The organism is Microvirga sp. HS2 (assembly GCF_055792805.1).
The window spans coordinates 275695-301219 of sequence record NZ_JBVVAJ010000001.1 but is presented as its reverse complement, the minus strand read 5'-3'; the positions used below and the strand labels follow the sequence as shown (position 1 = coordinate 301219).

25 protein-coding genes are annotated in these 25525 nt (G+C 65.1%); 6 read left to right on the top strand and 19 right to left on the bottom strand.

Going from position 1 to position 25525, the window contains the following annotated elements; all coding sequences use genetic code 11:
* Positions 1-88 precede the first annotated feature (88 nt).
* Positions 89-439: a RidA family protein gene (locus tag ACS5Q0_RS01385; RefSeq protein ID WP_473124801.1), complete on the bottom strand. Its 351-nt coding sequence runs from the start codon at positions 437-439 to the stop codon at positions 89-91.
* Positions 440-622: 183 nt separating this feature from the next.
* Here ACS5Q0_RS01385 and ACS5Q0_RS01380 point away from each other — a divergent pair, with 183 nt between their 5' ends.
* Positions 623-1126 (top strand): DUF4142 domain-containing protein, encoded by a 504-nt coding sequence (locus tag ACS5Q0_RS01380; protein WP_473124800.1) that lies wholly within the window; start codon positions 623-625, stop codon positions 1124-1126.
* 10 nt (positions 1127-1136) lie between these two features.
* On the opposite strand, the gene ACS5Q0_RS01375 is transcribed toward ACS5Q0_RS01380, so the two are convergent.
* Complete coding sequence (locus ACS5Q0_RS01375; RefSeq protein WP_473124799.1) at positions 1137-1751, bottom strand: pyridoxamine 5'-phosphate oxidase family protein; 615 nt, start codon at positions 1749-1751, stop codon at positions 1137-1139.
* A gap of 200 nt (positions 1752-1951) precedes the next feature.
* Here ACS5Q0_RS01375 and ACS5Q0_RS01370 point away from each other — a divergent pair, with 200 nt between their 5' ends.
* Entirely contained in the window at positions 1952-2884 is a 933-nt protein-coding gene (locus ACS5Q0_RS01370) for a DMT family transporter (protein WP_473124798.1), read from the top strand.
* 304 nt (positions 2885-3188) lie between these two features.
* On the opposite strand, the gene mbfA is transcribed toward ACS5Q0_RS01370, so the two are convergent.
* The 4 genes from mbfA to rpsO all read right to left on the bottom strand — a co-directional run bounded on the left by mbfA (position 3189) and on the right by rpsO (position 7791).
* On the bottom strand, positions 3189-4172 hold the full coding sequence (mbfA, locus tag ACS5Q0_RS01365; RefSeq protein ID WP_473124797.1) for an iron exporter MbfA: 984 nt from the start codon (positions 4170-4172) through the stop codon (positions 3189-3191).
* 404 nt (positions 4173-4576) lie between these two features.
* Positions 4577-4969, bottom strand: coding sequence for a hypothetical protein (locus tag ACS5Q0_RS01360; protein ID WP_473124796.1), 393 nt, complete (start codon positions 4967-4969; stop codon positions 4577-4579).
* An 88-nt stretch (positions 4970-5057) separates the two neighbouring features.
* Positions 5058-7232, bottom strand: a complete 2175-nt coding sequence (pnp, locus tag ACS5Q0_RS01355) for a polyribonucleotide nucleotidyltransferase (protein WP_473124795.1) — start codon at positions 7230-7232, stop codon at positions 5058-5060.
* 289 nt (positions 7233-7521) lie between these two features.
* Entirely contained in the window at positions 7522-7791 is a 270-nt protein-coding gene (gene rpsO / locus ACS5Q0_RS01350) for a 30S ribosomal protein S15 (protein ID WP_473124794.1), read from the bottom strand.
* Positions 7792-8088: 297 nt separating this feature from the next.
* Here rpsO and ACS5Q0_RS01345 point away from each other — a divergent pair, with 297 nt between their 5' ends.
* A complete protein-coding gene (locus ACS5Q0_RS01345; RefSeq protein WP_473124793.1) occupies positions 8089-8634 on the top strand; it encodes a ferritin-like domain-containing protein in 546 nt (181 codons plus the stop codon).
* Between the two features lie 121 nt (positions 8635-8755).
* Here the strand turns inward: ACS5Q0_RS01345 and truB are convergent, their stop codons facing one another.
* The 7 genes from truB to rimP all read right to left on the bottom strand — a co-directional run bounded on the left by truB (position 8756) and on the right by rimP (position 16745).
* A complete protein-coding gene (gene truB, locus ACS5Q0_RS01340; RefSeq protein WP_473124792.1) occupies positions 8756-9688 on the bottom strand; it encodes a tRNA pseudouridine(55) synthase TruB in 933 nt (310 codons plus the stop codon).
* Positions 9689-9695: 7 nt separating this feature from the next.
* Complete coding sequence (gene rbfA, locus ACS5Q0_RS01335) at positions 9696-10127, bottom strand: 30S ribosome-binding factor RbfA (RefSeq protein ID WP_473124791.1); 432 nt, start codon at positions 10125-10127, stop codon at positions 9696-9698.
* The gene (locus ACS5Q0_RS01330; protein WP_473124790.1) at positions 10120-10689 is read right to left on the bottom strand and encodes a YcxB family protein; all 570 of its coding nucleotides are present in this window, start codon (positions 10687-10689) and stop codon (positions 10120-10122) included. The genes rbfA and ACS5Q0_RS01330 overlap by 8 nt, the downstream gene beginning before the upstream one ends.
* 107 nt (positions 10690-10796) lie before the next feature.
* A complete protein-coding gene (gene infB, locus ACS5Q0_RS01325; protein ID WP_473124789.1) occupies positions 10797-13790 on the bottom strand; it encodes a translation initiation factor IF-2 in 2994 nt (997 codons plus the stop codon).
* Positions 13787-14458, bottom strand: coding sequence for an RNA-binding protein (locus tag ACS5Q0_RS01320; protein WP_473124788.1), 672 nt, complete (start codon positions 14456-14458; stop codon positions 13787-13789). Before ACS5Q0_RS01320 ends, infB begins: the two co-directional genes overlap by 4 nt.
* Positions 14459-14489: 31 nt before the next feature.
* Positions 14490-16109, bottom strand: a complete 1620-nt coding sequence (nusA, locus tag ACS5Q0_RS01315; protein WP_473124787.1) for a transcription termination factor NusA — start codon at positions 16107-16109, stop codon at positions 14490-14492.
* A 12-nt stretch (positions 16110-16121) separates the two neighbouring features.
* A complete protein-coding gene (gene rimP / locus ACS5Q0_RS01310; protein ID WP_473124786.1) occupies positions 16122-16745 on the bottom strand; it encodes a ribosome maturation factor RimP in 624 nt (207 codons plus the stop codon).
* Positions 16746-16975: 230 nt separating this feature from the next.
* On the opposite strand from rimP, the gene ACS5Q0_RS01305 reads away from it, so the two are divergent.
* The 3 genes from ACS5Q0_RS01305 to ACS5Q0_RS01295 are packed head-to-tail and all read left to right on the top strand — an operon-like array spanning position 16976 to position 19921.
* The gene (locus tag ACS5Q0_RS01305; RefSeq protein WP_473124785.1) at positions 16976-17974 is read left to right on the top strand and encodes an efflux RND transporter periplasmic adaptor subunit; all 999 of its coding nucleotides are present in this window, start codon (positions 16976-16978) and stop codon (positions 17972-17974) included.
* Position 17975: 1 nt separating this feature from the next.
* The gene (locus ACS5Q0_RS01300) at positions 17976-19223 is read left to right on the top strand and encodes an ABC transporter permease (protein ID WP_473124784.1); all 1248 of its coding nucleotides are present in this window, start codon (positions 17976-17978) and stop codon (positions 19221-19223) included.
* Positions 19220-19921: an ABC transporter ATP-binding protein gene (locus ACS5Q0_RS01295; RefSeq protein WP_473124783.1), complete on the top strand. Its 702-nt coding sequence runs from the start codon at positions 19220-19222 to the stop codon at positions 19919-19921. Before ACS5Q0_RS01300 ends, ACS5Q0_RS01295 begins: the two co-directional genes overlap by 4 nt.
* Positions 19922-19927: 6 nt before the next feature.
* Here the strand turns inward: ACS5Q0_RS01295 and trmB are convergent, their stop codons facing one another.
* From trmB to ybeY, 6 genes are all read right to left on the bottom strand, one after another.
* Positions 19928-20611, bottom strand: coding sequence for a tRNA (guanine(46)-N(7))-methyltransferase TrmB (gene trmB, locus ACS5Q0_RS01290; RefSeq protein ID WP_473124782.1), 684 nt, complete (start codon positions 20609-20611; stop codon positions 19928-19930).
* A 5-nt stretch (positions 20612-20616) separates the two neighbouring features.
* Positions 20617-21795: a methionine adenosyltransferase gene (gene metK / locus ACS5Q0_RS01285; RefSeq protein ID WP_473124781.1), complete on the bottom strand. Its 1179-nt coding sequence runs from the start codon at positions 21793-21795 to the stop codon at positions 20617-20619.
* A gap of 109 nt (positions 21796-21904) precedes the next feature.
* On the bottom strand, positions 21905-22318 hold the full coding sequence (locus ACS5Q0_RS01280; RefSeq protein WP_473124780.1) for a helix-turn-helix domain-containing protein: 414 nt from the start codon (positions 22316-22318) through the stop codon (positions 21905-21907).
* A 53-nt stretch (positions 22319-22371) separates the two neighbouring features.
* Positions 22372-23982: an apolipoprotein N-acyltransferase gene (lnt, locus tag ACS5Q0_RS01275; RefSeq protein ID WP_473124779.1), complete on the bottom strand. Its 1611-nt coding sequence runs from the start codon at positions 23980-23982 to the stop codon at positions 22372-22374.
* Between the two features lie 7 nt (positions 23983-23989).
* Complete coding sequence (locus ACS5Q0_RS01270; RefSeq protein ID WP_473124778.1) at positions 23990-25024, bottom strand: hemolysin family protein; 1035 nt, start codon at positions 25022-25024, stop codon at positions 23990-23992.
* Positions 25025-25058: 34 nt separating this feature from the next.
* Positions 25059-25520, bottom strand: coding sequence for an rRNA maturation RNase YbeY (gene ybeY / locus ACS5Q0_RS01265; protein WP_473124993.1), 462 nt, complete (start codon positions 25518-25520; stop codon positions 25059-25061).
* Between the last annotated feature and the right edge of the window lie 5 nt (positions 25521-25525).

The window sequence follows — 25525 nt, the reverse complement described above, 5'->3', positions numbered from 1 at the left end:
CCTCACCTTTGAGTTCAGGGTAAGGTTATCATAATTCGTGCGGGCGCAAAGCTGCGTGTGCGCCCGCACATGGCTGCATTCTGGCGTCTTACTTCGCCGCGATGACCGCGATCTCGACCTTGAACTGAGGAGCGGCGAGCTTCGCCTCGACGGTGGCGCGGGCAGGGGTGTTGCCGGGGGAGACCCACGCGTCCCAGACGGCGTTCATTTCCTGGAAGGTGGCCATGTCGGTCAGCCAGATATTGGCCATCAGGATCTTCGACTTGTCGGTGCCGGCTTCGGACAGCAGCTTGTCGATGATCGTGAGGATTTCCTGCGTCTGGTCGGTGACGCTCTTGCCGGCGGCCTGGTTGGCAACCTGTCCCGCGAGATAGACTGTGTTGCCGTGAACGACGGCGCCGCTCATGCGGGGACCGGGATTGATGCGCTGAATCGTCATGGTGAGCCTCTTTCCAATCGGTGAGGCTGTTCTTTTGGCCGCTTGTTGGCTCACCGTAAAGAGCCGGGCGAAAAGTTCCGTGGACTGCCGGGCTCTTCAGCGGGAGGGAACCGGTCTGCCCAGCGACCGTTCACCGGGATCCGGTGCTGCGTATCCGATCCACTGATTCGAACGAGGTGCATCATGTCCAAGAGATTGATCGTCGGCCTGGCCGTTGCCGCGGCCCTGACGGCTTCGCCCTACGCCATGGCCCAGGACAGGGCCGACCATGCCTTCCTCAAGAAGGCCATCGAGGGAAATCTCGCGGAGGTGGCCGTCGGCAAGCTGGCGCAGGAAAAGGGCAACAGCGACGGCGTGAAGAATTTCGGCCGCCAGCTCGAGACGGACCATTCCGCCGCCAACCAGAAAGCCATGTCGGTCGCGACCTCGGTGAAAATGACGCCTCCCACGGAGCCCGACAAGCACCAGAAGGAGACCTATCAGAAACTCTCCAAGCTCTCGGGCGCCGCCTTCGACCGTGAGTTCATCAAGGACATGGTGGCGGATCATAAGAAGGATGTCGCGGAGTACGAAAAGGAGGCCAAGCGGCAGAACGATCCCGTCGCCTCCTACGCCAACGAGACACTTCCGACCCTGAAGAACCACCTGCAGACAGTCGAATCCCTTTCGACTGCGAAGACGCAATAGGGCAGGGGCTTCAGTAGAGCGTCGTCTTCTGTCGCTCAGGCAGGGCTTTGTCGTAGGCCTCTCCGTCGAAGCGGTCGGCGCTCAGCGACGCCAGGATCTGGCCAGCGCTCGGCAGCGCGCCCCGAGGCAGATGCCTTTGCGCATTCCAAAGCTCCGAGCGCAGGATGGCCCGCGCGCACTGGAAATAGATCACCTCGACCGTGATCACGATGACGGATTTCGGTGCTTTGCCGTCGACCGCGAAGCTCTCGAGCAGGGCTGGGTCCACGCCAATCCTCGCGCGCCCGTTGACTCGGATCGTCTCGCCGATTCCGGGAATGAGAAAAAGCAGCGCCACTTGCGGATCGCGCACGATGTTGCGAAGCGAATCGATGCGGTTGTTGCCACGCCGGTCCGGCATCAGCAGGGTTTTATCGTCCTTGATGCGCACGAAACCCGGTTCGTCTCCGCGCGGCGAGCAATCGAGGCCCTCAGGCCCGCATGTCGCCAGGGCGACGAAAGGCGCAGCCTCGATGAAGGCGCGGTATTCGGGGACGATGCGGTCCGTTTCCTTGAGGATGGAGGCCTCGGCAGGCTCGCCGTAGAGCGCTTCGAGTTCGGCAATGCTGGTGATCGTTGCCGGCATGAACCGCTTCTCCTCGAAATATGAATGAAGCCAAGGCTTAGAGCATCGGTCGCGAAAGTGGAATCCGCTTTTGAAACCTGTCCAATGCTTCAGACTTGAAGCCTCGCTTGTCGCGCCTTGACCGCAATGGGGGGATGCGTCGTGCAATCTTGTGCGTCGAAAGGCAGTGTGGAAGAGCTGCAAGGCTAAGGAACCCTGCCATGACCTCTCAGACGATCGCCGCCGACGCCAGACGCCCGCCCTATGCGGGCTATGCCATGGCGGCCATCGGGGCGGCGCTGTTCGCCTCGAAGGGCATTCTCATCAAGCTCGCCTATGCCCAAGGGATCGACGCGGAAACGACCTTGGCCCTACGCATGATCCTGGCCCTGCCGTTCTATCTCGTCATCGGCATCCACGCCCTTAGCGCCATGAAGGCCAAAGGCGAATCCATGCCGGATGCGAAGCTCTGGCTTCGCATCATCGGCGTCGGCCTCATTGGCTACTGGACGTCGAGCTATCTCGACTTCAAGGGCCTTGAATACATCTCGGCCCATTTCGAGCGGCTCATTCTGTTCACGTATCCGCTCTTCGTGGTGCTCTTCGGCGCCGCCTTCTTTCGCCAGCCCATCAAGCTCAAGGCGCTTCTGGCCTTCGCCGTCAGCTACGCCGGATTGGCGCTGCTCTTCGTGCAGAACATGGCGGCCTCCGGATCCGCCACGACCACGGGCACTCTCTACGTGCTGGCCGCCGCGGTGACCTTCGCGCTCTATCAGCTTCTCGCTAAGCCCCTGATCATGAAGATCGGTCCGCAGCTCTTCACCTGCATCGCCATGGGGGCGGCGGGGGTTGCCGTCATTCTCCAGTTTCTGGCGACGCATCCATTCGAGACCATTCTCGTCTCGCCTTCCCTGTGGGGCCTGGGCCTTGCGCTGGCCTTCGGCGCGACGGTGCTGCCGTCGTTTTTCCTGAGCGCCGCGCTCAGGCAGATCTCCGCCCAGGCCAACGCCACCATCGGCATGCTCAGCCCCGTGGTCACCATCGTGCTCGCCATGGCCGTGCTGGGCGACACGGTGCGGGGCTCCGAATGGATGGGCGCCGTCCTCGTGATCCTTGGAATCGGCTGGTTCACGCTGTCCGAGCGCAAGGGCTGATCCTGAGGGGTAGGCTCATGAAGGCGTGATGCGGGCTTCCCTCTCCGCAAGGGGGAGGAAAGCCCGCGCTTGATTGGGCCAGCTTCTGAGGATCGTCTAGAGCCGCTTCCACCTGCGTGGAAACGGCTCTTTTCTTTGGCTTGCCGCATTTTGGGCTGGCGAACCGGATCCACTTCGCCGAAAAATGCTCTAAAGCATCGGACCCAAAAGTGGACTCGCACTTTTGGGACCCATCCGATGCTTTCTCCTGAGACGAGAGCATCGTTCAGCGCGGAAAACCGGGTCCACTTTTCCGCACGATGCTCTAGGCATTCCCGATCAGAACGCCCGCTGCGAAGACCAAGGCGCCGCCGAGCACCACCTGGAAGGCGGCGCGCATGAAAGGCGTCTCCATATAGCGGTTCTGGATGAAGGCGATGGCCCAGAGCTCCACGAACACCACGGCGGCGGCGATGAGCGTCGCGGTCCAGAAATGCGGGATGAGGTAGGGCAGGGCGTGGCCGAGGCCGCCGATGGCCGTCATGATGCCGGAGGCCAGGCCCCGCTTGAGGGGCGAGCCGCGCCCAGAGAGCTTGCCGTCGTCGTGAGCGGCTTCGGTGAAGCCCATGGAAATGCCCGCGCCGACCGAGGCCGAAAGGCCGACGAGAAAGGTCTGCCAGGTATCCTGCGTGGCGAAGGCCGCCGCGAAGATCGGCGCGAGGGTCGAGACTGATCCGTCCATCAGGCCCGCGAGGCCGGGCTGCACGAAGGTGAGGATGAACTGCCGCCGCTCGGTCTGGCCCTCCTCCTCCTGCACCGATTCGGGCGTATAGGCGAGGCCGAGCCTGCGGGCGAGGGATTCGTGTCCCTGCTCCGCCGCCGCCAGATCCCCGAGGAGCTTGCGCGTGGAGGCGTCCGTGGTGCGCTTGGCGGCCTCCACATAGAAGCGGTGGGCCTGCGCCTCCATGTCTTCCGCGGCGGCGCGCACCTTCTCGATCCCCAGGGGGCGCACCAGCCAATCGGGCTTGCGCTCGTAATAACCGCGCACATGCTCGCGCCGGATCAGCGGAATGGTCTCGCCGAAACGCCGCTGGTGCAGCTCGATCAAAGCCGCGCGATGCCCGTCCTCCTCGACGGCCATCTCCTCGAAGACCTTGGCCGATTGCGGAAAATCGGCCCGCAGGCCCTCCGCATAGGAACGGTAAATCCGCGCATCGTCCTCTTCGGACGAGATGGCCAGCGCAAGGATTTCCTGTTCGGTGAGGGAATCGAAGGGGCGACGGTCGAAGCCGAAGAGGCGGGAGAGCATGGCGAGAACCTTGTTTAGAACGGTTCTAAATACTGGGCCATTTCCGGCACGTCAATTCCGCCGGATCTGCATAGGCAAATTGCCGAGCTATGCGCGAGGCTCAATTGTTCTTCGACCGAATGCGACCGGTGGCTTCCTTCATTGAGGCGCGGCCGACACACTGACCTTGAATAATTATGTCCAAAAACCTTTGCGGCATGCCGCCGACGGATTGCGGACGTGAAGCGTCCCTCCTCTGACGTGCGGTCTAAGCCGTGCTCCTCGGAGCCAGGAACTTCACCTTGCCGCCGCCCTCATTCCGTTGACACTGGAGAAGCGGAAAGACCGACAAACCGGCGTCCCGCATTTCATCATTCGGTGTCGAGTTCTCTTCAGGGTTTCCGGGACGACGAAGCCTGCGGGAGCTATCGGCTGAGTTCCGCCTGATGTTCTTTGAACTCGGCGATAAGCGCGTCACATTTGACTTTGGGTCCTCCACACCACGCTTCCAGGCGTAAGGAAATATTGCCGTCCTTTGTGACTGGTGTTTGGCAAAGGACGGCCGGAGAGGCCGGATGCGCGGCTTCCAGGAATGTCCAAAGGACACGATATTGCCCATCTGAAAATTGGACAGCCATGTCAGTGTCGCTGATCTTCTCGGTGCGGGGTCCGCGGACAACGTCGTCACGAAGTCGCTCGATCGATACCGCTTCTCGACCGCATAAAGTATCCGCATGGGCTTCGCCCATGCGAAATGGCAAAGCCAGCAGCAGCCCTAGCAAGAGCGGCTGAACCCCTGAAGACTGCGGCTTGCCCATACGCTCATGATCCTGTTGGCTGCATTGCAGCATAAAAAAAGCCCCGTATCATCGATACGGGGCTCAGGACTGTCAATTTTACGTAACGTTACTCACCTGCGGCCTTCTGCTGGTCGCGCTGGGCCTTTTCGGCTTCGCGCTCGGCCTTGAGCTGCTCGGTGATGTCCTCGCCGGTCTCCTGGTTGACCACCTTCATGGAGAGACGGACCTTGCCGCGCTCGTCCATGCCGAGGAACTTCACCTTCACCTTGTCGCCTTCCTTGACGACGTCGGTCACCTTGCCGACGCGGTTCTTGGCGAGCTCCGAGATGTGTACGAGGCCGTCGCGGGAACCGAAGAAGTTCACGAAGGCGCCGAACTCCATCACCTTCACGACCGTGCCGTCGTAGATCACGCCGACTTCCGGCTCCGCCACGATGGAGCGGATCCAGTTGTAGGCGGCCTTGATCGACTTGCCGTCAGCCGAGGCGATCTTGATGAGGCCGTCGTCGTTGATGTCGATCTTCGCGCCGGTCTTCTCCACGATCTCGCGGATGACCTTGCCGCCCGAACCGATGACTTCGCGGATCTTGTCGACCGGAATCTGCATCGTCTCGATGCGCGGCGCATGCTCGCCGAGCTCGGCGCGCGGCGCTGTCAGGGCCTTGTTCATCTCATCGAGGATGTGAGCGCGGCCTTCCTTGGCCTGGCTCAGCGCGACGCGCATGATTTCCTCGGTGATGCCGGCGATCTTGATGTCCATCTGGAGCGAGGTGATGCCCTGATCGGTGCCCGCCACCTTGAAGTCCATGTCGCCGAGGTGATCCTCGTCGCCGAGAATGTCGGAGAGAACCGCGAAGCGCTCACCTTCGAGGATGAGGCCCATGGCGATGCCCGCCACCGGACGGCGCAGGGGAACGCCCGCATCCATGAGCGCCAGCGAGGAGCCGCAGACGGTGGCCATGGAGGAGGAGCCGTTCGATTCCGTGATCTCCGACACGACGCGGATCGTGTAGGGGAACTCGTGGGAGGCCGGCAGCATCGGGTGAATGGCGCGCCAGGCGAGCTTGCCGTGGCCGATTTCGCGGCGGCCGGGCGAGCCCATGCGGCCCGTCTCGCCGACGGAGTAGGGCGGGAAGTTGTAGTGCAGCAGGAAGGTTTCCTTGCGGGTGCCTTCGAGCTCGTCGATGAACTGCTCGTCCTCGCCGGTGCCGAGCGTCGTCACGACGAGCGCCTGCGTCTCGCCGCGGGTGAAGATCGCCGAGCCGTGGGTGCGGGGCAGAACGCCCACTTCCGACAGGATCGGACGAACGGTCTTGAGGTCGCGGCCGTCGATGCGCTTGCCCTCGTCGAGGATGTTCCAGCGCACGATCTTGGCCTGCACTTCCTTGAAGACGGCCTTCACTTTCTCGGGATCGAACTTGGCTTCACCTTCGGCCGGGCAGAGCGCATCCATCACGCGCGCCTTCACGGCGTCGACGGCGGCGTAGCGGTCCTGCTTCTTGGTGATCTTGTAGGCCTCGCGCAGGTCCTTCTCGGCGATGTCGAGAACGGCCTTCTCCACATCCGAAACGTCGGCCGGCTGGAAATCGCGCGGCTCCTTGGCGGCCTTCTCGGCGAGGCGGATGATGGCCTCGATGACCGGCTGGAAGTGCTTGTGGCCGAACATCACGGCGCCGAGCATCACGTCCTCGGCCAGCTCCTTCGCCTCGGACTCGACCATGAGGACCGCGTCGGTGGTGCCGGCGACCACGAGATCGAGGGAGGTCTGGTCCATCTCCTGGAGCGGCGGGTTCAGCTTGTACTGGCCGTTGATGTAGCCGACGCGGGCTGCGCCCACCGGGCCCATGAAGGGAACGCCCGAAAGGGTTAGCGCGGCGGAGGCGGCCACCATGCCGACGATGTCGGGATCGTTCTCGAGGTCGTGCGAGAGCACGGTCACGATCACCTGGGTGTCGTTCTTGTAGCCGTCCACGAAGAGGGGACGGATCGGGCGGTCGATGAGACGGGAGACGAGGGTCTCCTTCTCGGTCGGACGGCCTTCGCGCTTGAAGTAGCCGCCCGGGATGCGACCGGCCGCATAGGCGCGTTCCTGGTAGTTTACCGTGAGGGGGAAGAAGTCGACGCCCGCCTTCGGCTCCTTGGCCGAAACGACGGTGGCGAGCACGGTGGTCTCGCCGTAGGTGGCGACCACGGCGCCGTCGGCCTGGCGGGCCATGTGGCCGGTTTCGAGCGTGAGCTTGCGTCCGCCCCAGATCAGTTCTTCGCGTTGAGTATCGAACATGTTTCGTCTTTCATGACAGCAGGAGCGGGGGCTCGATGCCATGAGCAAGACGGCAAGAGGCTCGTGAAGCGGGAAATCCCGCTCTTCCAAGCCCCTTGCGATCCTGCCATGGTCATCGCGTCATCCGTCTCCTCAAAGGGGCGCCGGGACTTGTCTGAAGCCTCTCCAGCGCCGGAGCGAAAGGTCGGATGGTCTCATCCGATCCGTTCGGGGGTTCCGGAAATGATCTTCGTGGATCTCTCCGGAAAAGCCGTCCGGAGCCGTGCTCCGGACGGACAAGGTCAAAAGCTTAGCGGCGGATGCCGAGCTTCTCGATCACGGTCTTGTAGCGGCTCTCGTCCTTCTTCTTCAGATAGTCTAGAAGCGAACGGCGCGACGAGACGAGCTTCAGGAGGCCACGACGGGAATGGTTGTCCTTCGTGTGGGTCTTGAAGTGACCGGTCAGGTTGTTGATCCGCTCGGTCAGAATGGCGATCTGCACCTCGGGGGAGCCCGTGTCGCCAGCCTTCTGCGCGAATTCCTTCACGAGCGCGTTCTTGCGCTCAGCAGTGATCGACATCGCATTTCCTTTCAGGTTTTCTTGTCGATAGGGGCCATGGCCTTGAAGGCTCAGAGCGGTGTTCGTCCGGGAAAGGCCGGGCCGGGATGTCGTCCAGCGCGGTCCGTCACCAGGACGGTCCTCGTGAAGGGTCAATCCTTCGAGGCGGGCGCACCATACACGAATTGTGAATAAGTGCCAGCGGAATCGTTTTTGCCAGGCCTGACAAGAGGATGGCCGGTGCAACTTTATCCACGGAACAAGTGTTCGCGGTTCCTGTTGGTGAACCAGACACCCTCCATATAGGAAGCCGACACCATGACCGCCAGCACCGCAGGCATGACGGACCTCGCGTCCAACGAAACCGTGAAGAACATCTTCATCACCGGCCTTCAGAACGCCCATTCGCTCGAGAAGGAGGCGCTGCAGCTGATGCAGCGTCAGGTGGAGCGCTTCGAGCATTACCCCGAGATGTCGGACCTGCTGCGCACCCATATCCGCGAGACGGAAGGGCAGATCCGCCGGGTCGACGAGATGCTGCACACCTTCGGCGAGGACCGATCGCTCCTGAAGGACATGGCGACGCAAGTGATGGCGAATATGGCCGCCGCCGGTCACATGCCGATGGCCGACGAGGTCCTGAAGAACACCTTCGCCAACCACGCCTTCGAGAATTTCGAGATCGCGTCCTACAAGTCCCTGATCGTGATGGCCGAGGCTGCCGGCCACCAGCGTTTCATCCCGGCCCTGGAAGAGACCCTGCGCGAGGAGGAGAAGACGGCTCAGGCGATCCGCGACATGATCGAGCCGATCACCCGGAAGTACCTGATGCGCGAGGCTGAAGGAAAGAAGGCGGATCGATAGGATTTGTCCCGAGATTCCTGATCGTCATGGCCGGACTTGATCCGGCCATCCACGTCTTGGAAGCCACAGCGGGACAAGACGTGGATCCCCGGGACAAGCCCGGGGATGACGTGGGGTGGCGTCAAGCACCCAGGTTGAACACCCGGTGCGGCACCAGTTCGCCGCGCTCGATGTCGCCGACGGCGACCAGAACGCCGTTGAAGGTGGCATAAGCTTTGCCGGTCAGCGGAGCGTCGCGGCCCCGCAGGATGATGGACTGGCCGCGCATCAGGCGCCCCGCCATGTCGCGGCTCACTGCGATCGACGGAATTTCGCTGAGCGCCGTCTCGACAGGACGCAGAGCCGCCGGATTGGTGGTGAGGTCGTCGACCGTGACGGCATCATGCTCGCTGAACGGCCCCACCCGCGTGCGGCGAAGCGCCGCGATGTGGCCGAGGCAGCCGAGCGCGCGGCCGAGATCGCGGGCGATGGCGCGCACATAGGTGCCCTTGCCGCAATCCGCCTCGATCACGGACCGGTTGCCGTCGTGATGGACCAGGGCGAGACGGTCGATCTCCACGGTACGGGCCTGTAGTTCCACCACCTCGCCGTCGCGAGCGAGATCATAGGCGCGCTCGCCCTGGATCTTGATGGCCGAGAAGCGCGGCGGCACCTGCTGGATGGATCCGGTGAAGCTGGGCAGCAGGGCTTCGATTTCCGAGGCCTCGGGCACCTTGTCGGTGCGCTCCACCACATCGCCCTCGGTGTCGTCCGTGTTGGTCTCGGCGCCCCAGGCGACGGTGAACACGTAGGACTTGCGTCCGTCCATGATGAACGGAACCGTCTTCGTGGCCTCGCCCAGTGCAATCGGGAGGATTCCGGAGGCGAGGGGGTCGAGCGTCCCCGCGTGGCCCGCCTTCTTGGCGGAGAAGCCGCGCTTGACCACCGCGACCGCATGGGTCGAGGTCATCCCGACGCCCTTGTCGAGAATGATCCAGCCGTTGATGTCGCGCTTCTTCGGGCGATCCCCGTGGGGGCGGCGGTGAGAGCGCTCTGCGGGACGGTCTTCGGTCATCGATCTCTCACTCATCGTTGTCTTTGTCGTCGGCCACGTCGGCATCGGCCTTGCCGATGTCGCGCGCCACGCGCTCGGAGCGCAGCAGCGCGTCGATGCGGGCCGCCTCGTCGAAGCTCTCGTCGCGGCGGAAGCGGAGATCAGGCGCGAATTTCAGGTTCACCCGGTGCGCGACTTCCTGGCGCAGAAACTTCTTGTTCTTCTCCAGCGCCTTGATCACCGCGTCCTCGTCCTTGCCGCCGAGCGGCATCACGTAGGCGGTCGCGAGCTTCAGGTCCGGGGACATGCGCACTTCCGGGATCGTGATGACGTGCCGGTTGAGCACGTCGTCCTGAAGATCGCCGCGGGAGAGCACCTCCGCCAATGCGTGGCGCACGAGTTCGGCCACGCGCTGCTGGCGCTGGGACGGGCCGGTGGTTTGTTCAAAGCGCTTAGCCATTCGCGCGCTCCTTTACATATCGGATAAGGTTGTCGAAGGCTTCTTTTGAGGCCAGTGCTCGTTGTGGAATGCCGATGGCCTCCATCTTGCTGACAAAAAGGAAAAGGTAGTCTTCGAAGGTGATGATTTTTCTCACTCTGTCCCAGGTGAACTCGCCCTTGAAGCCTTCGCTCGACCATGTGATCCCGCTGTCGTTGAACCAAAGGCTCAGCGGCTTATCGGCCATGGAATAGCGCCTGAAGACCCATGGGGTGAGAACTCTGTCGAATACCGCATCGACCAAGGCGACGAAGACGATCAGGCCCGCAAATGCAGGCAGAACGGTCGACAGAAAGTTCCAGGACAAAACCTGATCTGCGGTTAGGTTCTGATCGAGAACCGTGAAGGCGAGAACGGCAAGGCCGAAGCCTGAAATCCAGACATAACGCCATTTCCAAATGGCGTCGTCTATGGGGTTCAAGGCGCGTTTTGCTCGCCGCAGCGCATGATAGTCGGCCAGCCTGTAGGTATAGGCCGCATTGAACGCCGCAGGCTGCGAGTTCTGAATCAGATGATCGGACATTTATCACCTTCCGGGATTGGACCGGACGTTTGAAACAATCATGGCCGGGGCTGACCCGGCCATGATGGCAGATGTTTCAGGCCTTGAGATAAGGCTGAAGCAGCGCTTTACAGCGACCGCTTCACCTCTTCCACGCGGTAGCACTCGATCACGTCGCCGACGCGCATGTCCTGGTAGTTCTCGAAGGCCATACCGCATTCCTGGCCCGACGTGACCTCGCGGGCGTCGTCCTTGAAGCGCTTGAGCTGGGCGAGCTTGCCCTCATGGATGACCACGTTATCGCGGATGAGGCGGACATGGGCGCCGCGCTGCACCACGCCGTCGAGAACGCGGCAGCCCGCGATCTTGCCGACCTTCGACACGTTGAACACCTCGAGGATCTGCGCCTCGCCGAGCCGCTCCTCGCGCAGCGTCGGGGCGAGAAGACCCGACATTGCCGCCTTAACGTCATCCACGAGGTCGTAGATGATGTTGTAGTAGCGGATCTCGATGCCGGCCCGCTCTGCCGCCTCGCGCGCTTCCTTGTGGGCGCGCACGTTGAAGCCGAGGATGATCGCGCCGGATGCTTCCGCGAGGGTCACATCCGATTCGGAGATCGCGCCGACGCCGGCCTGGATGATCCGGGCGCCCACTTCCTCGTTGCCGACCTTCTCGAGAGCGCCGGCGATGGCTTCCGCCGAGCCCTGCACGTCCGCGCGGATCACGAGCGGGAACTCCTTGCGGCCGGCACCGGCCTTCAGGTCGCGCATCATGTCGACGAGCGTGCGTCCGGCCGAGCCCATGCGGGCCGCCTGACGCTCGCGCTTCTGACGGGCGCGGTACTCGGTGATCTCACGGGCCCGGGCTTCGGACTCGACCACCGCGACGCGGTCGCCCGCTTCCGGCGTGCCGTTGAAGCCCAGAATCTCGACCGGAACCGAGGGACCGGCCTGCTTCACGTTCGAGCCCAGATCGTTGATCAGCGCACGCACGCGGCCCCACTCGGCGCCCGCCACGACGATGTCGCCGGTGTGCAGCGTGCCGCGCTGGACGAGAACCGTCGCCACCGGGCCGCGGCCGCGATCGAGCTTGGCTTCGATCACGGTGCCCTCGGCCGAACGGTCCGGGTTCGCCTTCAGGTCGAGAATTTCGGCCTGGAGCTGGAGACCTTCGAGCAGCTCGTCGAGACCCTGGCCGGTCTTGGCCGAGACCTCGAATTCGAGGGTCTCGCCGCCCATGGATTCCACGACGATCGAGTGCTGGAGCAACTCGGTGCGGACCCGCTGCGGGTTCGCGTCGGGCTTGTCCACCTTGTTGATCGCCACGATCAGCGGCACGCCGGCCGCCTGCGCGTGGGTGATCGCCTCGACGGTCTGAGGCATGACGCCGTCATCGGCCGCCACCACCAGCACGACGATGTCCGTCACCTTGGCGCCGCGGGCGCGCATGGCGGTGAAGGCGGCGTGGCCGGGAGTGTCGATGAAGGTGATCTTGCCGCCGAGCGGCGAGGTCACCTGGTAGGCGCCGATATGCTGCGTGATGCCGCCGGCCTCGCCGGAGACCACGTTGGTCTTGCGGATCGCGTCGAGCAGTGAGGTTTTGCCGTGGTCGACGTGGCCCATGATGGTGACCACGGGCGGACGGGCCGAGAGGTTCTCGTCCGTGTCCGGCGTATCGAACAGGCCTTCCTCGACGTCCGATTCCGCGACGCGCTTCACCGTGTGGCCGAGCTCTTCCGCGACGAGCTGCGCGGTATCGGCATCGATCACGTCGGTGATCTTGTGCATCTGTCCCTGCTTCATCAGGAACTTGATCACGTCCACGGCGCGCTCCGACATGCGGTTGGCGAGCTCCTGGATGGTGATCGTCTCCGGAATCGTCACCTCGCGGGCGATCTTTTCCTTCTGCTCCACCTGACGGTGGCCCATCAGCCGCTGGTTGCGGCGACGGAAGGAGGCGAGCGAGCGGGTACGCTCGTCGTCGTCCGACGTCGCGGTGGCGAGCGTCAGGCGGCCGCGGCGGCGCTCCTCGCCGGGAGCGGTCTTCGTGGGCTTCGGAACGGCGGCAGGCTTCACAGCGCCGCCGGGGCGGCGGGCTGTGCGGGGTGCCTCGTCATCATCGATCTCGACGGCAGGACCACGAGCTGCGACCGGCGGAGCGGTGCGGGCATTGGGCTTGGCCGTTGCCGGATCCGGGATCGCCGGGGCGGCAGGGCGCGCCATGTGGTTGAGGCTCGGGGGACGGCCGCCGGAAGTGCCGCCGGTGACGCGCGGGCCACCGCCGAAGCCGCCGGAGCGACCTTCAGGGCGCGGACCGTCGGAGCGGAACCCGCCGGGGCGGCCTTCGCCACGCGGGCCATCCTGACGGAAGCCGGGGCGGCCTTCGCCGCGCGGACCGTCGGAGCGGAAGCCGCCGGGGCGACCTTCGCCACGCGGACCTTCCTGGCGGAATCCGCCCGGGCGGCCTTCGCGGCCCTCACGTCCTTCGCTGCGCGGACCTTCCTGGCGCGGGGCCGGACCCCGGTCGCGGGCCTGTGCGGGAGCGGGAGCTGCCGCCTCGCCAAGGCGGCGGCGGGCCTCGTCCTCGGCGCGGCGCTTGCGCTCCTCGTCCTGACGACGGCGATCCTCTTCCTCGCGCTTGCGGGCTTCGGCCGCTTCGCGGTCCTTCGCCTCGGCGGCCTCGCGCTCGGCGCGGCGGGCCGCTTCCTCGGCCTGGCGCTTGCGCTCTTCCTCTTCACGGCGGCGGGCATCGACCAGGGCGTTCATACGGGCATCGCGCTCCTGATCGGAGAGCGTCTGCAGCACCACGCCGGACCGGGGCGCATTGGAGGAGGGGCCGGAACGCTGCGGGCGTCCGCCCTGGGACGCCGCGGGCCGTCCCGTCGGCGCAGCCGGCTTCGGCGCGGCAGCGGGGGCTGCAGCCTGGGAAACGGCTGGCTTTTCGTCCTTCGCCCCACCGGGGCCAACGGCAGGGCGACGCTTCACAGTCTCGACCACGACCGCCTTCGACCGGCCATGGGAGAAGCTTTGGCGCACCGTGCCTTGTTCGACGGGGCGCTTCAGAGACAGCGTCTTGGACGACACGTGGAGAGTCTTGTCGCCCTGGTTTTTCGTATCACTCATTCCGCTAATGTTCCTGCGGGTTTCAAAATCGTGGGTTCGCCGGTCTCGTTTCCGAGGCCAGATGGATCGGCTCCGATGCCGCAGAAAGTGCGGTAACGATGCCAGCGGTTCAGAAAGCCGTCGCTCCCAGCGCCCGCGACGAGGGCAGCATGTATCACATGTGACCGGCCTAATGCCAAATCCAATTCGTCAATTGACAATACTTGGACGACCGGAAAGCTAGATATTGCCCCGCCGAGGCGTTTTCGCAACGGGTTCGCCAATTTTCTTCGCCCATCTTCGGCCGCCTCTGCGGCATGAATAAGGGCAACGATGGGCTTATCCGTGATGGCTGCCTCGACTTTCTGGAAGCCGGTGATGACGCAGCCCGCCTTGTTGGCGAGCGCCAGACCCTGCCGGAGATCGTTCCGGAGCAGGTCCGCGATGTCCCGGGAGAGGGTCTCCGGAGCTTTCGCCTCCGTCTTGAAGGCGCGAGAGAAGAGGCGGCGCTTGACCGCCTCGTCCACCATATCGGACCGGGCCGTCACCCAGACGCCCCGGCCGGGGAGCTTGTGCCTGAGGTCGGGCACGACCTGACGGTCGGGCCCGAGGACAAAGCGGATCAGTCCCGCGGGGCCTTGCGCCTCGCGGGTGACGATGCAGGTGCGCTCCGGTTCATGCCGCGGCACGTGTGCTGACCTCGCTTTGTCATCGCCGTGGTTAAGACGGCTGAGCCTCGGTCTCGGCCTCTTCGGCCGATCCCTCGGTCTCTACGGTTTCTTCAGGCTGCTCGATCCAGCCGGCTTTCACGCGGGCGGCCATGATCATGGCCTCCGCTTCGGTGCGGGACACGTCGAAGCCGTCGAGAGCGCCCTTGTAGCGGGTCGCCTCGGCGCCCTTGCCTTCCGTCCAGCCGGCGAGATCGTCGGTGGCGCAGCCGGCCAGGTCCTCGACCGTCTTGATGTCGTTCTCGCCCAGGGCCACCAGCATCGCCGTGGTGACGCCATCGATTTCCTTCAGCTCGTCGGCGACGCCCAGCTCCTTGCGGCGGGCCTCGTTCTCGGCCTCGATGCGGGCGATGTACTCGCGGGCGCGGTTCTGGATCTCGGCGGCGGTGTCCTCGTCGAAGCCCTCGATGGAGGCGACTTCGGCGGGGTCCACATAGGCGATTTCCTCGACCGAGCGGAAGCCTTCGGAGGCGAGCAGCTGGCCCACCACCTCGTCCACGTCGAGGGCGTTCATGAAGAGATCCGTGCGCTCGGCGAATTCCTTCTGACGGCGCTCCGATTCCTCGGCCTCGGTGAGAATGTCGATGTCCCAGCCGGTGAGCTGCGAGGCCAGACGCACGTTCTGGCCACGGCGTCCGATGGCGAGCGAGAGCTGGTCGTCCGGGACCACCACCTCGATGCGGTCGGCCTCCTCGTCGAGCACCACCTTGACCACTTCGGCCGGCTGCAGCGCGTTGACGATGAAGGTCGCCTGGTCGGGAGACCACGGAATGATGTCGATCTTCTCGCCCTGGAGCTCGCCGACGACCGCCTGGACGCGGGAGCCGCGCATGCCGACGCAGGCGCCGACCGGGTCGATGGACGAATCACGCGAGATCACGGCGATCTTGGCGCGGGAGCCCGGATCGCGGGCCACGGCCTGAACGGTGACGATGCCGTCGTAGATTTCCGGCACCTCGGAGGCGAAGAGCTTCGCCATGAACTGCGGGTGCGTGCGGGAGAGGAAGATCTGCGGACCGCGCGTCTCGCGGCGCACGTCGAACAGATAGGCGCGGATGCGGTCGCCCGGACGGAACGTCTCGCGCGGGATCAGCTCGTCGCGGCGGATGATCGCCTCGCCGCGGCCGAGATCGACGATGACGTTGCCGTATTCCACGCGCTTGACCGCGCCGTTCACGATCTCGCCGATACGGTCCTTGTATTCCTGGTACTGGCGGTCGCGCTCGGCGTCGCGCACCTTCTGCACGATCACCTGCTTGGCTGACTGGGCCGCGATGCGGCCGAAATCGAAGGGCGGCAGGGTGTCGGCGATCACGTCGCCCACCTGGGCCGCCGGATTGTGGCGGGACCGGGCTTCCGAGAGGCTGATCTCGCGGGAATCGTTCTCGATCGCCCCGTCCTCGACCACGAGGAGGTGGCGCGACAGGCGCAGCTCGCCGGTCTTCGGGTTGATCTCGGCGTGAATGTCGGTCTCGGCGCCGTAGCGCGAGCGCGCGGCCTTCGCGATGGCGTCCGCCATGGCGTCAAGCACGATCTGCTTGTCGATCACTTTCTCACGCGCGACCGCATCGGCGATCTGCAGAAGCTCAAGCCTGTTGGCGCTGACAGCCATCGAGGTCACTCCTTAATTCGGTTTTGTCTTGGACGGGCTGCGCGGCTCCGGCGCTTCCACCACATCCGTATCTTCATCCAGATCGTCCGTGGTCGGCGCGGTGCCCCGGCGCAGCGATTCACGGATCAGATCGTCCGTCAGGACGAGATGGGCCTCGCCCAGGTCGGTCAGAGGCAGACGCGCGATGGGCTCCAGGCCCTCCTTCACGTCCGGAAGCTCGACCACGAGCTTTCCGTCCTCCACGCCCCGGAGAAAGCCCCGGAAACGCTTGCGGCCGTCCAGGGGAACGGCCATCTCGATCTTCGCGTCGTGGCCGGTCCAGCGCTCGAAGTCGCTTGCGCGCACCAGCGGGCGGTCGATCCCCGGGGAGGAGACCTCGAGATAATACGCCGTCGAGATCGGATCTTCGAGGTCGAGAACCGGCGAAATCGCGCGGCTCACGGTCTCGCAATCGTCCACCGACATGGTGCCGTCCGGCCGCTCGGCCATGATCTGCACGGTGCAGCCGTTCGTGCCGGTGACCTTCACCCGCACGAGATTGAAGCCCAAATCCTCGATCACGGGCTCGACGATGGCGGCCACCCGGGCAGCAACGCCGTTCTCCGTAATCAGCCGCTTGTCGCGTTCGTTCGTCATAGCTCTCCGACGCTCCGGTATCCGAGCAATAAAAAAGAGCGGACCCGGCGGGGCCCACTCTCGACCAGCAGCTTGACGCTGCAACCAGAGCTGACGAGCGGAATATACGAGCGCAAGGCCCAAAATGCAAGCTCCCATGGGATGCGCCCTGCGCCGGCTCTCCGCAATAACCCCCAATCGCCCCATCTTCGAAGCTGTGCTAGAGGAAGCCGTTTTCTGGAGAGCCTGCCTTGAAGATCTCCCGCGTGCTTCTCGCCCTTGCGCTGCTTCTGGCGGCCGCCGCGGCGTATTGGCGCTTCACCCGGCCTCCGGAGGTCGCGACCGTCGCGCCCACGCGCGGCGACGCGGCGGAGATCGTCTATGCCACGGGCGTGGTGGAGCCGCGCACCTGGGCCAAGGTGACGCCGCTGCTGCGGGAGCGGATCGTGGAGCTGTGCAACTGCGAGGGCGAGGCCGTGGAGAAGGGCGCCGTTCTCGCCCGCCTCGACGACCGGCAGGCGCAGGCGACCCTCGCCGAGCTGCGCGCGCGGCAGAAATCCATTGCGGCGGATTACGACCGCATGGCCGCTCTCGTGGAGCGCAGGGTGGCCAGCGACCAGGCGCTCGACCGGGCCCGCAGCGATCTCGGCCAGGTCCAGGCCCTCATCGCGGGCCAGGAGACCCGCCTCGAATCCTATGTGCTCCGGGCGTCCATGAGCGGCGTCGTCCTGCGCCAGGACGGCGAGGTGGGGGAGGTCGCCGAGCCTGGGACGGTTCTGTTCTGGGTGGGCGAGCCCAAGCCCCTCTGGGTGGTCGCCGACGTGAACGAGGAGGATATTCCGCGTGTGACGGTGGGTCAGCGCGCCGTTCTGAAGGCCGATGCCTTTCCAAACCGGATCCTGGAAGCCCATGTGGATTCCGTGACACCGAAAGGCGACCCCGTGGCCAAGACGTATCGTGTGCGCCTCGCCCTGCCGGACACGACGCCGCTGCGCATCGGCATGACCGTGGAGGTGAACGTGATCGTCCAGGTCTCCGCCGGCGCGCTGCTGGTGCCGACCAACGCCTTGCGCGGGAACTCTCTTTTCGTGGTGGAGAACGGCGCCGCCCGGCGGCACGACGTGACGGTCGGAATCCGCGGCGCGAGCAAGACGCAGATCGTGACCGGTCTCGATGAAACGGAGCGCGTGATCGTACCGTTTCCGGAAGATCTCGCGGACGGAGCGAAGGTGAAGGAAAGGAGAGGCTAGCATGCGCCTCATCCTGGAGCTGGCACTCACCCATATCGCCGGGCGCGGCCGCCAGACCATCGTGGCCATTCTCGGCGTGGCGCTGGGCGTGGGCTTCTCCATCGCCATGGCCGCCCTGATGCAGGGCACGGAGAAGGATTTCATCGCGCAGCTCGTCGACACCATGCCCCATGTGCAGATCTCGGACGAGCGCCGCACGCCGCGCCGGCAGCCGGCGGAGGACCTCTTCTCCGCCGTGCAGTTCGACGGCCTGCGGCCGAAGGAGGACCGGCGCGGCATTCTCAACCCGGCCGCCGCCTTCGCGTCGTTGCGGTCCTGGGTACCGGGGCGCATCGCGCAGAGCCTGCGCACGCAAGGGGTGGCGCGCTATGCCGGGCGGGATGTCGGCATATCGATCATCGGCATCGAGCCGGAGATCGAGGCGACGGTCTCCTCGGTGGTCGGCGATTTCGTGGAAGGAAGCTTCGACGCCCTGCGCGCCGGCGGCAACAACATCGTCGTGGGCGACCGTCTGGCGCAGCGCCTCGGCGCGTCCATGGGCACGACCATCCAGCTCGTCTCGGCCACGGGCCAGTCGCGGGGCTTCAAGATCGTCGGGCAGTTCCACACGGGCAACAATGCCCGCGACGAGGGCGAGACCTACGTGCTCCTGAAGAACGCCCAGATCCTCTCGGAGCGCCCCAACGCCATCAACGACATCCGGCTGCGCCTCAACGATCCCGAAGCCGCCCCGCGCGTCGCCCGCCAGGTCGAGGCGGAGCTCGGCTACAAGGCCGTGCCCTGGCAGGAGGCGAACGAATCGCTCCTCGAGGCCCTCGTGGTGCGCAACGTGGTCATGTACACGGTCGTCGGCGCGATCCTGCTGGTGGCGGGCTTCGGCATCTACAACATCATCTCCACCATCACCCACGAGAAGGCCCGCGACATCGCCATCCTGAAGTCGCTCGGCTTCACGCAAGGCAACATGCGCCGCCTGTTCCTCATCGAGGGGCTGGCCTTGGGGATGGCCGGATCGGTCGTCGGCTGGATCGTCGGTTTTCTCCTGTGCTTCGCGCTCTCGCAGGTGGAGTTCAAGGTCTCGGGAGGCGCCTTCGGTCACGAGATGACCCGTCTGCCGCTCTTCTGGTCGCCCTGGCATTACGTGATCGCCTCGGGCTTCGCGCTCGTATCCTCCGGCGTGGCCGGCTATCTGCCCGCCCGGCAGGCGGCGCGGCTCAATCCCGTCGACATCATCCGGGGGGCCACATGAGCGCGCTGATCGAGGCCGATCATCTCACCCGCGTCCTTCCCGCCATTGTGCCCGTGACGCTGGTGCGCGACGTGTCGCTCTCCGTCGGCGAACGGGAATTCGTGGCGATCACCGGCCCATCCGGCTCCGGCAAATCGTCGCTGCTCTATCTGCTCGGCCTGCTCGACCGCCCCACCAGCGGGACCTTGAGGATCGCGGGGCAGGACACGTCGCAGCTCGATGACGACGAGCTTGCCCGATTACGGCTCGAGAGCCTCGGCTTCGTGTTCCAGTTCCACTTCCTGCTGCCGGAATTCAGCGTCCTGAAGAACGTGGAGCTGCCGATGCGCAAGGCGGGGCGCCTCTCGGCCTCCGCGATGCGCGACCGCGCGGCGGGCCTTCTGGAGGATCTCGGCCTCGCCGGTCATCTCGACAAGATGCCCGACCAGCTCTCCGGCGGGCAGCGCCAGCGCGTGGCGGTCGCGCGGGCCCTGGCCAACGATCCGCACGTGCTCTTGGCCGACGAGCCGACGGGGAGCCTCGACAGTAAGAGCTCCGAGCAGGTCTTCGCCATCCTCCAGGATCTGGTGAAGAAGCGCGGCAAGACGGTGATCGCCGTCACCCACGACATGGGGATCGCCGCGCGCGTCGACCGGCGCATTCATCTCGTCGACGGCAAGGTGGTGAGCGACGAGCGGGCGGCCGAAGCGACCGCGTGAGCGTCCTCAAATCCGAACGAAGGTCAGGTAGCTCGGCATGCGGCCTTCGCGGATGGCCTTCGCTTCGTAGCGGGTGCTGGGCCAGCCCTCGTAGGGCCTGCGCCAATCGTCGGCGCGCTCGGCCGTCCAGCGGAAGTGCTCGGAGCGCAAGGCCCGGGCCAGGACCCAGCCGATGTAATCGTCGATGTCGCTGGCGAAGCGCAGCTCCGCGCCGGGCTTCATGACGCGGGCCAGCATCTCCAGCATCTCGTCGGACACGAGGCGGCGCTTGCGCTGGCGGCGTTTCGGCCACGGATCGGGGTAGAGAATGTAGACCCGGTCGAAGGTTTGGTCGGGCAGGCTCGGCAGGAGCTTGGTGACGTCGTCGTCCCACACCCGGATATTGTCGAGCCTCTCGTGATCGATGGCGGCGAGCAGTTTCGCCATGCCGTTCACGAAGGGCTCGCAGCCGATGAAGTTGACGTCCCGGTGGGCGCGGGCCTGGGCAGCGAGATGCTCGCCGCCGCCGAAGCCGATCTCGAGCCAGGTCTCGCGAGCCTTCGCGTTCGGAAACTGGCCGGAGGGGGCGCTGCCCGGGACCACGCGGATCGCGGGCAGCAGGTTCTGGATCAGGTCGTCCTGACCGGAGCGAAGCTTCTTGCCTTTCCGGCGCCCGAAGAATGCGCCGGCGCGCTGTTGTGCCTCGCTCATGACGATTAGCGGAATGCCGCCTTCAGGGTGTCGACGAGATCGGTGCGCTCCCAGGAGAAGCCGCCGTCCGCGTCGGGCTTGCGGCCGAAATGGCCGTAGGCCGAGGTGCGCGCATAGATCGGCCTGTTGAGGCCGAGATGGGTGCGGATGCCGCGCGGGGAGAGGTCCATGACCTCCATGAGCACGGCCTCGAGCTGGTCCTCGCCGACCTTGCCGGTCTCGTGCAGGTCCACGTAGATCGACAGGGGCTTGGCCACGCCGATGGCGTAGGAGACCTGCAGGGTGCAGCGGTCCGCAAGGCCCGCAGCCACTACGTTCTTGGCGAGATAGCGGGCCGCGTAGGCCGCCGACCGGTCCACCTTGGTCGGATCCTTGCCCGAGAAGGCGCCGCCGCCGTGCGGAGCCGCGCCGCCATAGGTATCGACGATGATCTTGCGTCCGGTGAGGCCGCAATCGCCGTCGGGGCCGCCGATCACGAACTTGCCGGTGGGGTTCACGTGCCAGGCGGTCTGGGGGGAGATCCAGCCCTCCGGCAGGGTCCGGCGGATAGTGGGCTCCACGATGGCGCGCACGTCGTCGGAGGAGAGGTTCTCGTCCAGGTGCTGCGTCGAGAGCACGATCTGCGTGGCCGCGACCGGCTTACCGTTTTCGTAACGCACCGTGACCTGGCTCTTGGCGTCGGGGCCGAGCTTCGCGGCGTCGCCCTGCTTCGCCTTGCGGGCGACGGTGAGGTTCTCGAGGATCTTGTGGGCGTAGTAGATCGGCGCCGGCATCAGCTCGGGGGTCTCGTTGCAGGCATAGCCGAACATGATGCCCTGGTCGCCCGCGCCCTCGTCCTTGTTGCCGGAGGCGTCGACGCCCTGCGCGATGTGCGCCGACTGGGCGTGCAGGTAGACGTCGATCTCGGCGGTCTTCCAGTGGAAGCCTTCCTGCTCGTATCCGATGTCCTTGATGGCGTCGCGGGCGAGCTGGATCACCTTGTCCTTGGTGATGGACTCGGGCCCGCGCACCTCGCCGGCGATGACCACGCGGTTGGTGGTCGCCAGGGTTTCGCAGGCGACGCGCGCCTCGGGCTCGGCCGCCAGATAGGCATCGACGACAGTATCGGAGATCCGATCGCAAACCTTGTCCGGATGTCCTTCGGACACCGACTCGCTGGTGAAGAGATAGCTTGACCGCCGCACGACAGAATTCCTTTGAGGCAGATGGGGATGAGGCTGCGCCTTGATGGGCCCACAGGCTCGCATTTTGGTCATGCCTTACGGCAAAGGAAAGGTCAAGCGAACGCGTTCTTTATGACGAACGTTCCTGCTCTTCCTGGGTAGCCAGCGATGCCACGAGCTGCACGATGCTCTTGCGGACTTTGGGGCTCTTGATGCCGGTAAAGGTGCGGATCAGCTGGAGCCCTTCCGGGGTCGACATGACGTCGGCGATGTAGGGCGGGGATTCCGCCTCCGCGAAGCTGGATTCCTCCTTGCCGCTCCTGATGCCGTCGAAGAAAAAGTGGATGTCCACTCCCAGAATCTTCGCGATGTCGACGAGACGGCCGACGCTGATCCGGTTCATCCCCTTTTCGTATTTCTGGACCTGCTGAAAGGTAAGGCCAAGCATCTCGCCAAGTTTTTCTTGGCTCATGCCGATCGAGATACGGCGCATGCGGACACGCGTGCCGATTTCCTTGTCGATTGAGCTGGTCGACTTCTTCATAGCCCCATGCTTTCTTGTCAAAGCCGATGTACCGTCGTGTCCAACTTATCCGATCAGAATGTGGCTCTTTGTTTTCGACGTACAATCACGGCCATTAAGCAGATCGTCAGCAGGGCCGTCAAAGAAAAGCTTCTTGTATTTGCAGAATAAAACGGCTCCAGCGCAACCGGTAGATCTGTATCCAGAATTCCCGCAACTCCCAGTGGAAGGCTGTCCACGATCCGGCCGTATGGGTCGACGACTCCCGAAATTCCCGTGTTGGCCGCCCTCACCAGGGGTAGTCCTTCTTCGACGGCCCGCAGGCGCGCCTGCGCGAAGTGCTGATAGGGCCCGGTGGTCTGGCCGAACCAGCCGTCATTCGTCACGTTGAGGATCAGGCTGGGTCGCGGTCCCTCCCCGGCGGCCAGGATCTCTCCGGGGAAGATCGCCTCGTAGCAGATCGTGGCGGCGACCGGCGGCAGGCCGGGAATAGCCAGGGCCTCACGCTTGTCGGCGGGCTCGAACCCGCCGGGGATATGCACGAACTGGCGCAGGCCCATGGCCCGGATCAGCGTGTCCAGAAAGGCGGGGACGTATTCGCCGAAGGGCACGAGGTGCACCTTGTCGTAGGAGCCGAGGATAGTGCCGCGGTCGTCGATCACCTGGATCGCGTTGAAGAACTTGCCGACGGCTTCACCCGGCGCCGGTTTGTCCATGCGCGCGGCGCCCGTGAGCAGCACCGAGCCGGGCTCCAGAAGCCCACCGATCTGGGCGAGCGAGGCCGGATCCCGGTGCAGCAGGAACGGGAAGGCGGATTCCGGCCAGATGATATGGGTGGCGTCCGCAAGGGTGCGCCCGTCGCGGCCGGGGCTGGCGCTCAAGGCGAGGTAGTGCCGCATGATCGCGTCACGGTTGCGCGGGTTAAATTTCGCGTCCTGGGCCAGGTTGGGCTGCATGATGCGAAGGCGCACGTTCTCCACGCTTGCAACGGGAGCGGCGGGCACGCGCCAGAAGCCGAAGGCCGCCATGGCGAGGAGAACGGCCGCCGCGAGCCCCGGCGCGAGCCAGCGCGCGTGGGGCGTCGGCCCCGTGAGGATCGCCGCCGGCGAGGCGCAGATCGCAAGGGCGAGGAAGCACAGGCCGTAGAGGCCGAGGACCGAGGCGCTCTGCATGAGCCAGAGGTTCTGGCCGAGCGCCATGCCGGGATTGTTCCAGGGAAAGCCGGTAAAGAGATGGCCCCGCAGCCATTCGCTCAGCGTGAGCGCGAAGGCGAAGGCGAGAATGCGCGAGGCGTCGGGCAGCCAGAGGAGGCGGGCGAGGGCGAAGCCGAAGGCCGTGAAGAAGGCGAGCAGGGCCGGAAGCCCCAGGACTCCGAAGGGCAGGGCCCAGGCGAATTGATCCGCCTCCACGAGAAAGGCCGCGCCGAGCCACCACAGCCCGGCCACGAAATAGCCGAAGCCCCAGAACCAGCCGATCAGCGCCGCCGATGTGAGGGATTCCCGTCGGGTCAGGCCGGGCTTGGCGGTTCCGTCGATCAGCCAGACGGCAGGCGTCAGCGACAGGACGAGCGCCGGAAGGAAGCCGAAGGGCGGCATGGCGAGCGCGCCTGCCGCGCCCGCCGAGACGCTCAGGATCCAGCGGCGCCATCCCCGGGCGAGGATGACGCGATCGGCCAGAGGGATCATTCCAGGATCATTCCGCCGCAGCGCTTTCAGGGCGCGGAGCGGCGTTCGCGGCTTCTCCGAGGATCGTCTCGGTCGCGGCGACGTGCCGGAGGATGCGCAGGCGCTTCACCCGGCGGGGATCCGCGTCGAGCACCTCGAATTCCAGGCCTCCCGGGCCCTCGATGACCTCGCTGCGGGAGGGCACGCGACCCGCCAGGGTCACGATGAAGCCGCCGATCGTGTCGATGTCCTCGGCTCCTTCCTCCTCCGAGAGGTCGACGCCGAGGGTTTCGGTCACTTCGTCGAGGCTCGCGCGGGCGTCGGCGATGTAGGTGCCGTCCGCAGCCTGCACGATGGTGACGTCCTCGTCCTCGTCATGCTCGTCCTCGATGTCGCCGACCACCATCTCCACGAGATCCTCGATGGAAACGAGGCCGTCCGTGCCGCCGTATTCGTCGATCACGAGGGCCATGTGGGTGCGGGTCGCCTGCATGCGCACCAAAAGGTCGATGGCGGGCATGGACCGGGGCACGAAGAGCACCGGGCGCAGGATGTTGGCGTCGGCCAGGGTCATGGAAAGGTCGATCTGGCCGAGGCTCGGCGGGGGCGTGTCGTCGCTCGCGCCGCCTTCCGAGGCGCCGCCGTCGGCGCGCATGGCGATGAAATCGAGGAAGTCCCGGATATGGACCATGCCCTTCGGGTCGTCGAGGGTCTCGCCATAGACGGGGAGGCGGGAATGGCCCGCCGTGCGGAAGAGGCTTAAGAGCTCGCCGAGATTGGTGCCGGCGGCTACGGCCACGATGTCGGCGCGGGGCACCATCACGTCTTCCACCCGGATGCGGTGGAAGGAGAGCACGTTCTTGAGCATCGCCCTTTCCTGGGGCGAGAAGTCCGTGTCTTCGACGGATGATTCCTCGAGGGCGTCCTCGAGATCGTGGCGGATGGAATCGCGGGGCTTCAGCCCCAAGCGGACGAGAACACGATCATACCAATGTTCTCGTGGGTCTTCGTCGTCCGAGAGAGAGCGGACAGGACGGTCGTTACGACTTCGATCTTCGTTCATATCAGTGTGAGTATCAGCTCAAACGTATTTGCGTTTACGCTGCCATATCGCGATAGGGATCGGCGATTCCAAGGGTGGCGAGCGCCTTCACCTCGAGAGCTTCCATGATCTCCGCCTCCGCTTCGGTTTCGTGGTCGTAGCCGAGCAGATGCAGAACTCCATGGACGATCAAATGGGCGAAATGATGCGCGAGTTCCTTGGATTCCTCCTCGGATTCGCGCACCAAGGTCTCGTAAGCTAAAGCAATATCGCCCAAATGGCGAGGCCCCGTCGCACCCGGCTGTTCCGGGGCCGGAAAGGACAGCACGTTCGTGGGCTTGTCCTTGCCCCGCCAGGTGCGGTTCAGCTCATGGACATGGGCGTCGTCGGTGAGCATCACGCTCGCCTCGAACTCCCCGGCGGCCTCGTAGGTGACGGCGAGCGCGGCCTCCGCCGCCTTCTGGGCCAGGGCCTCGACGTCCGGGATGGTTTCCTCCCATCCGCCGTCCTCGATCATGATGT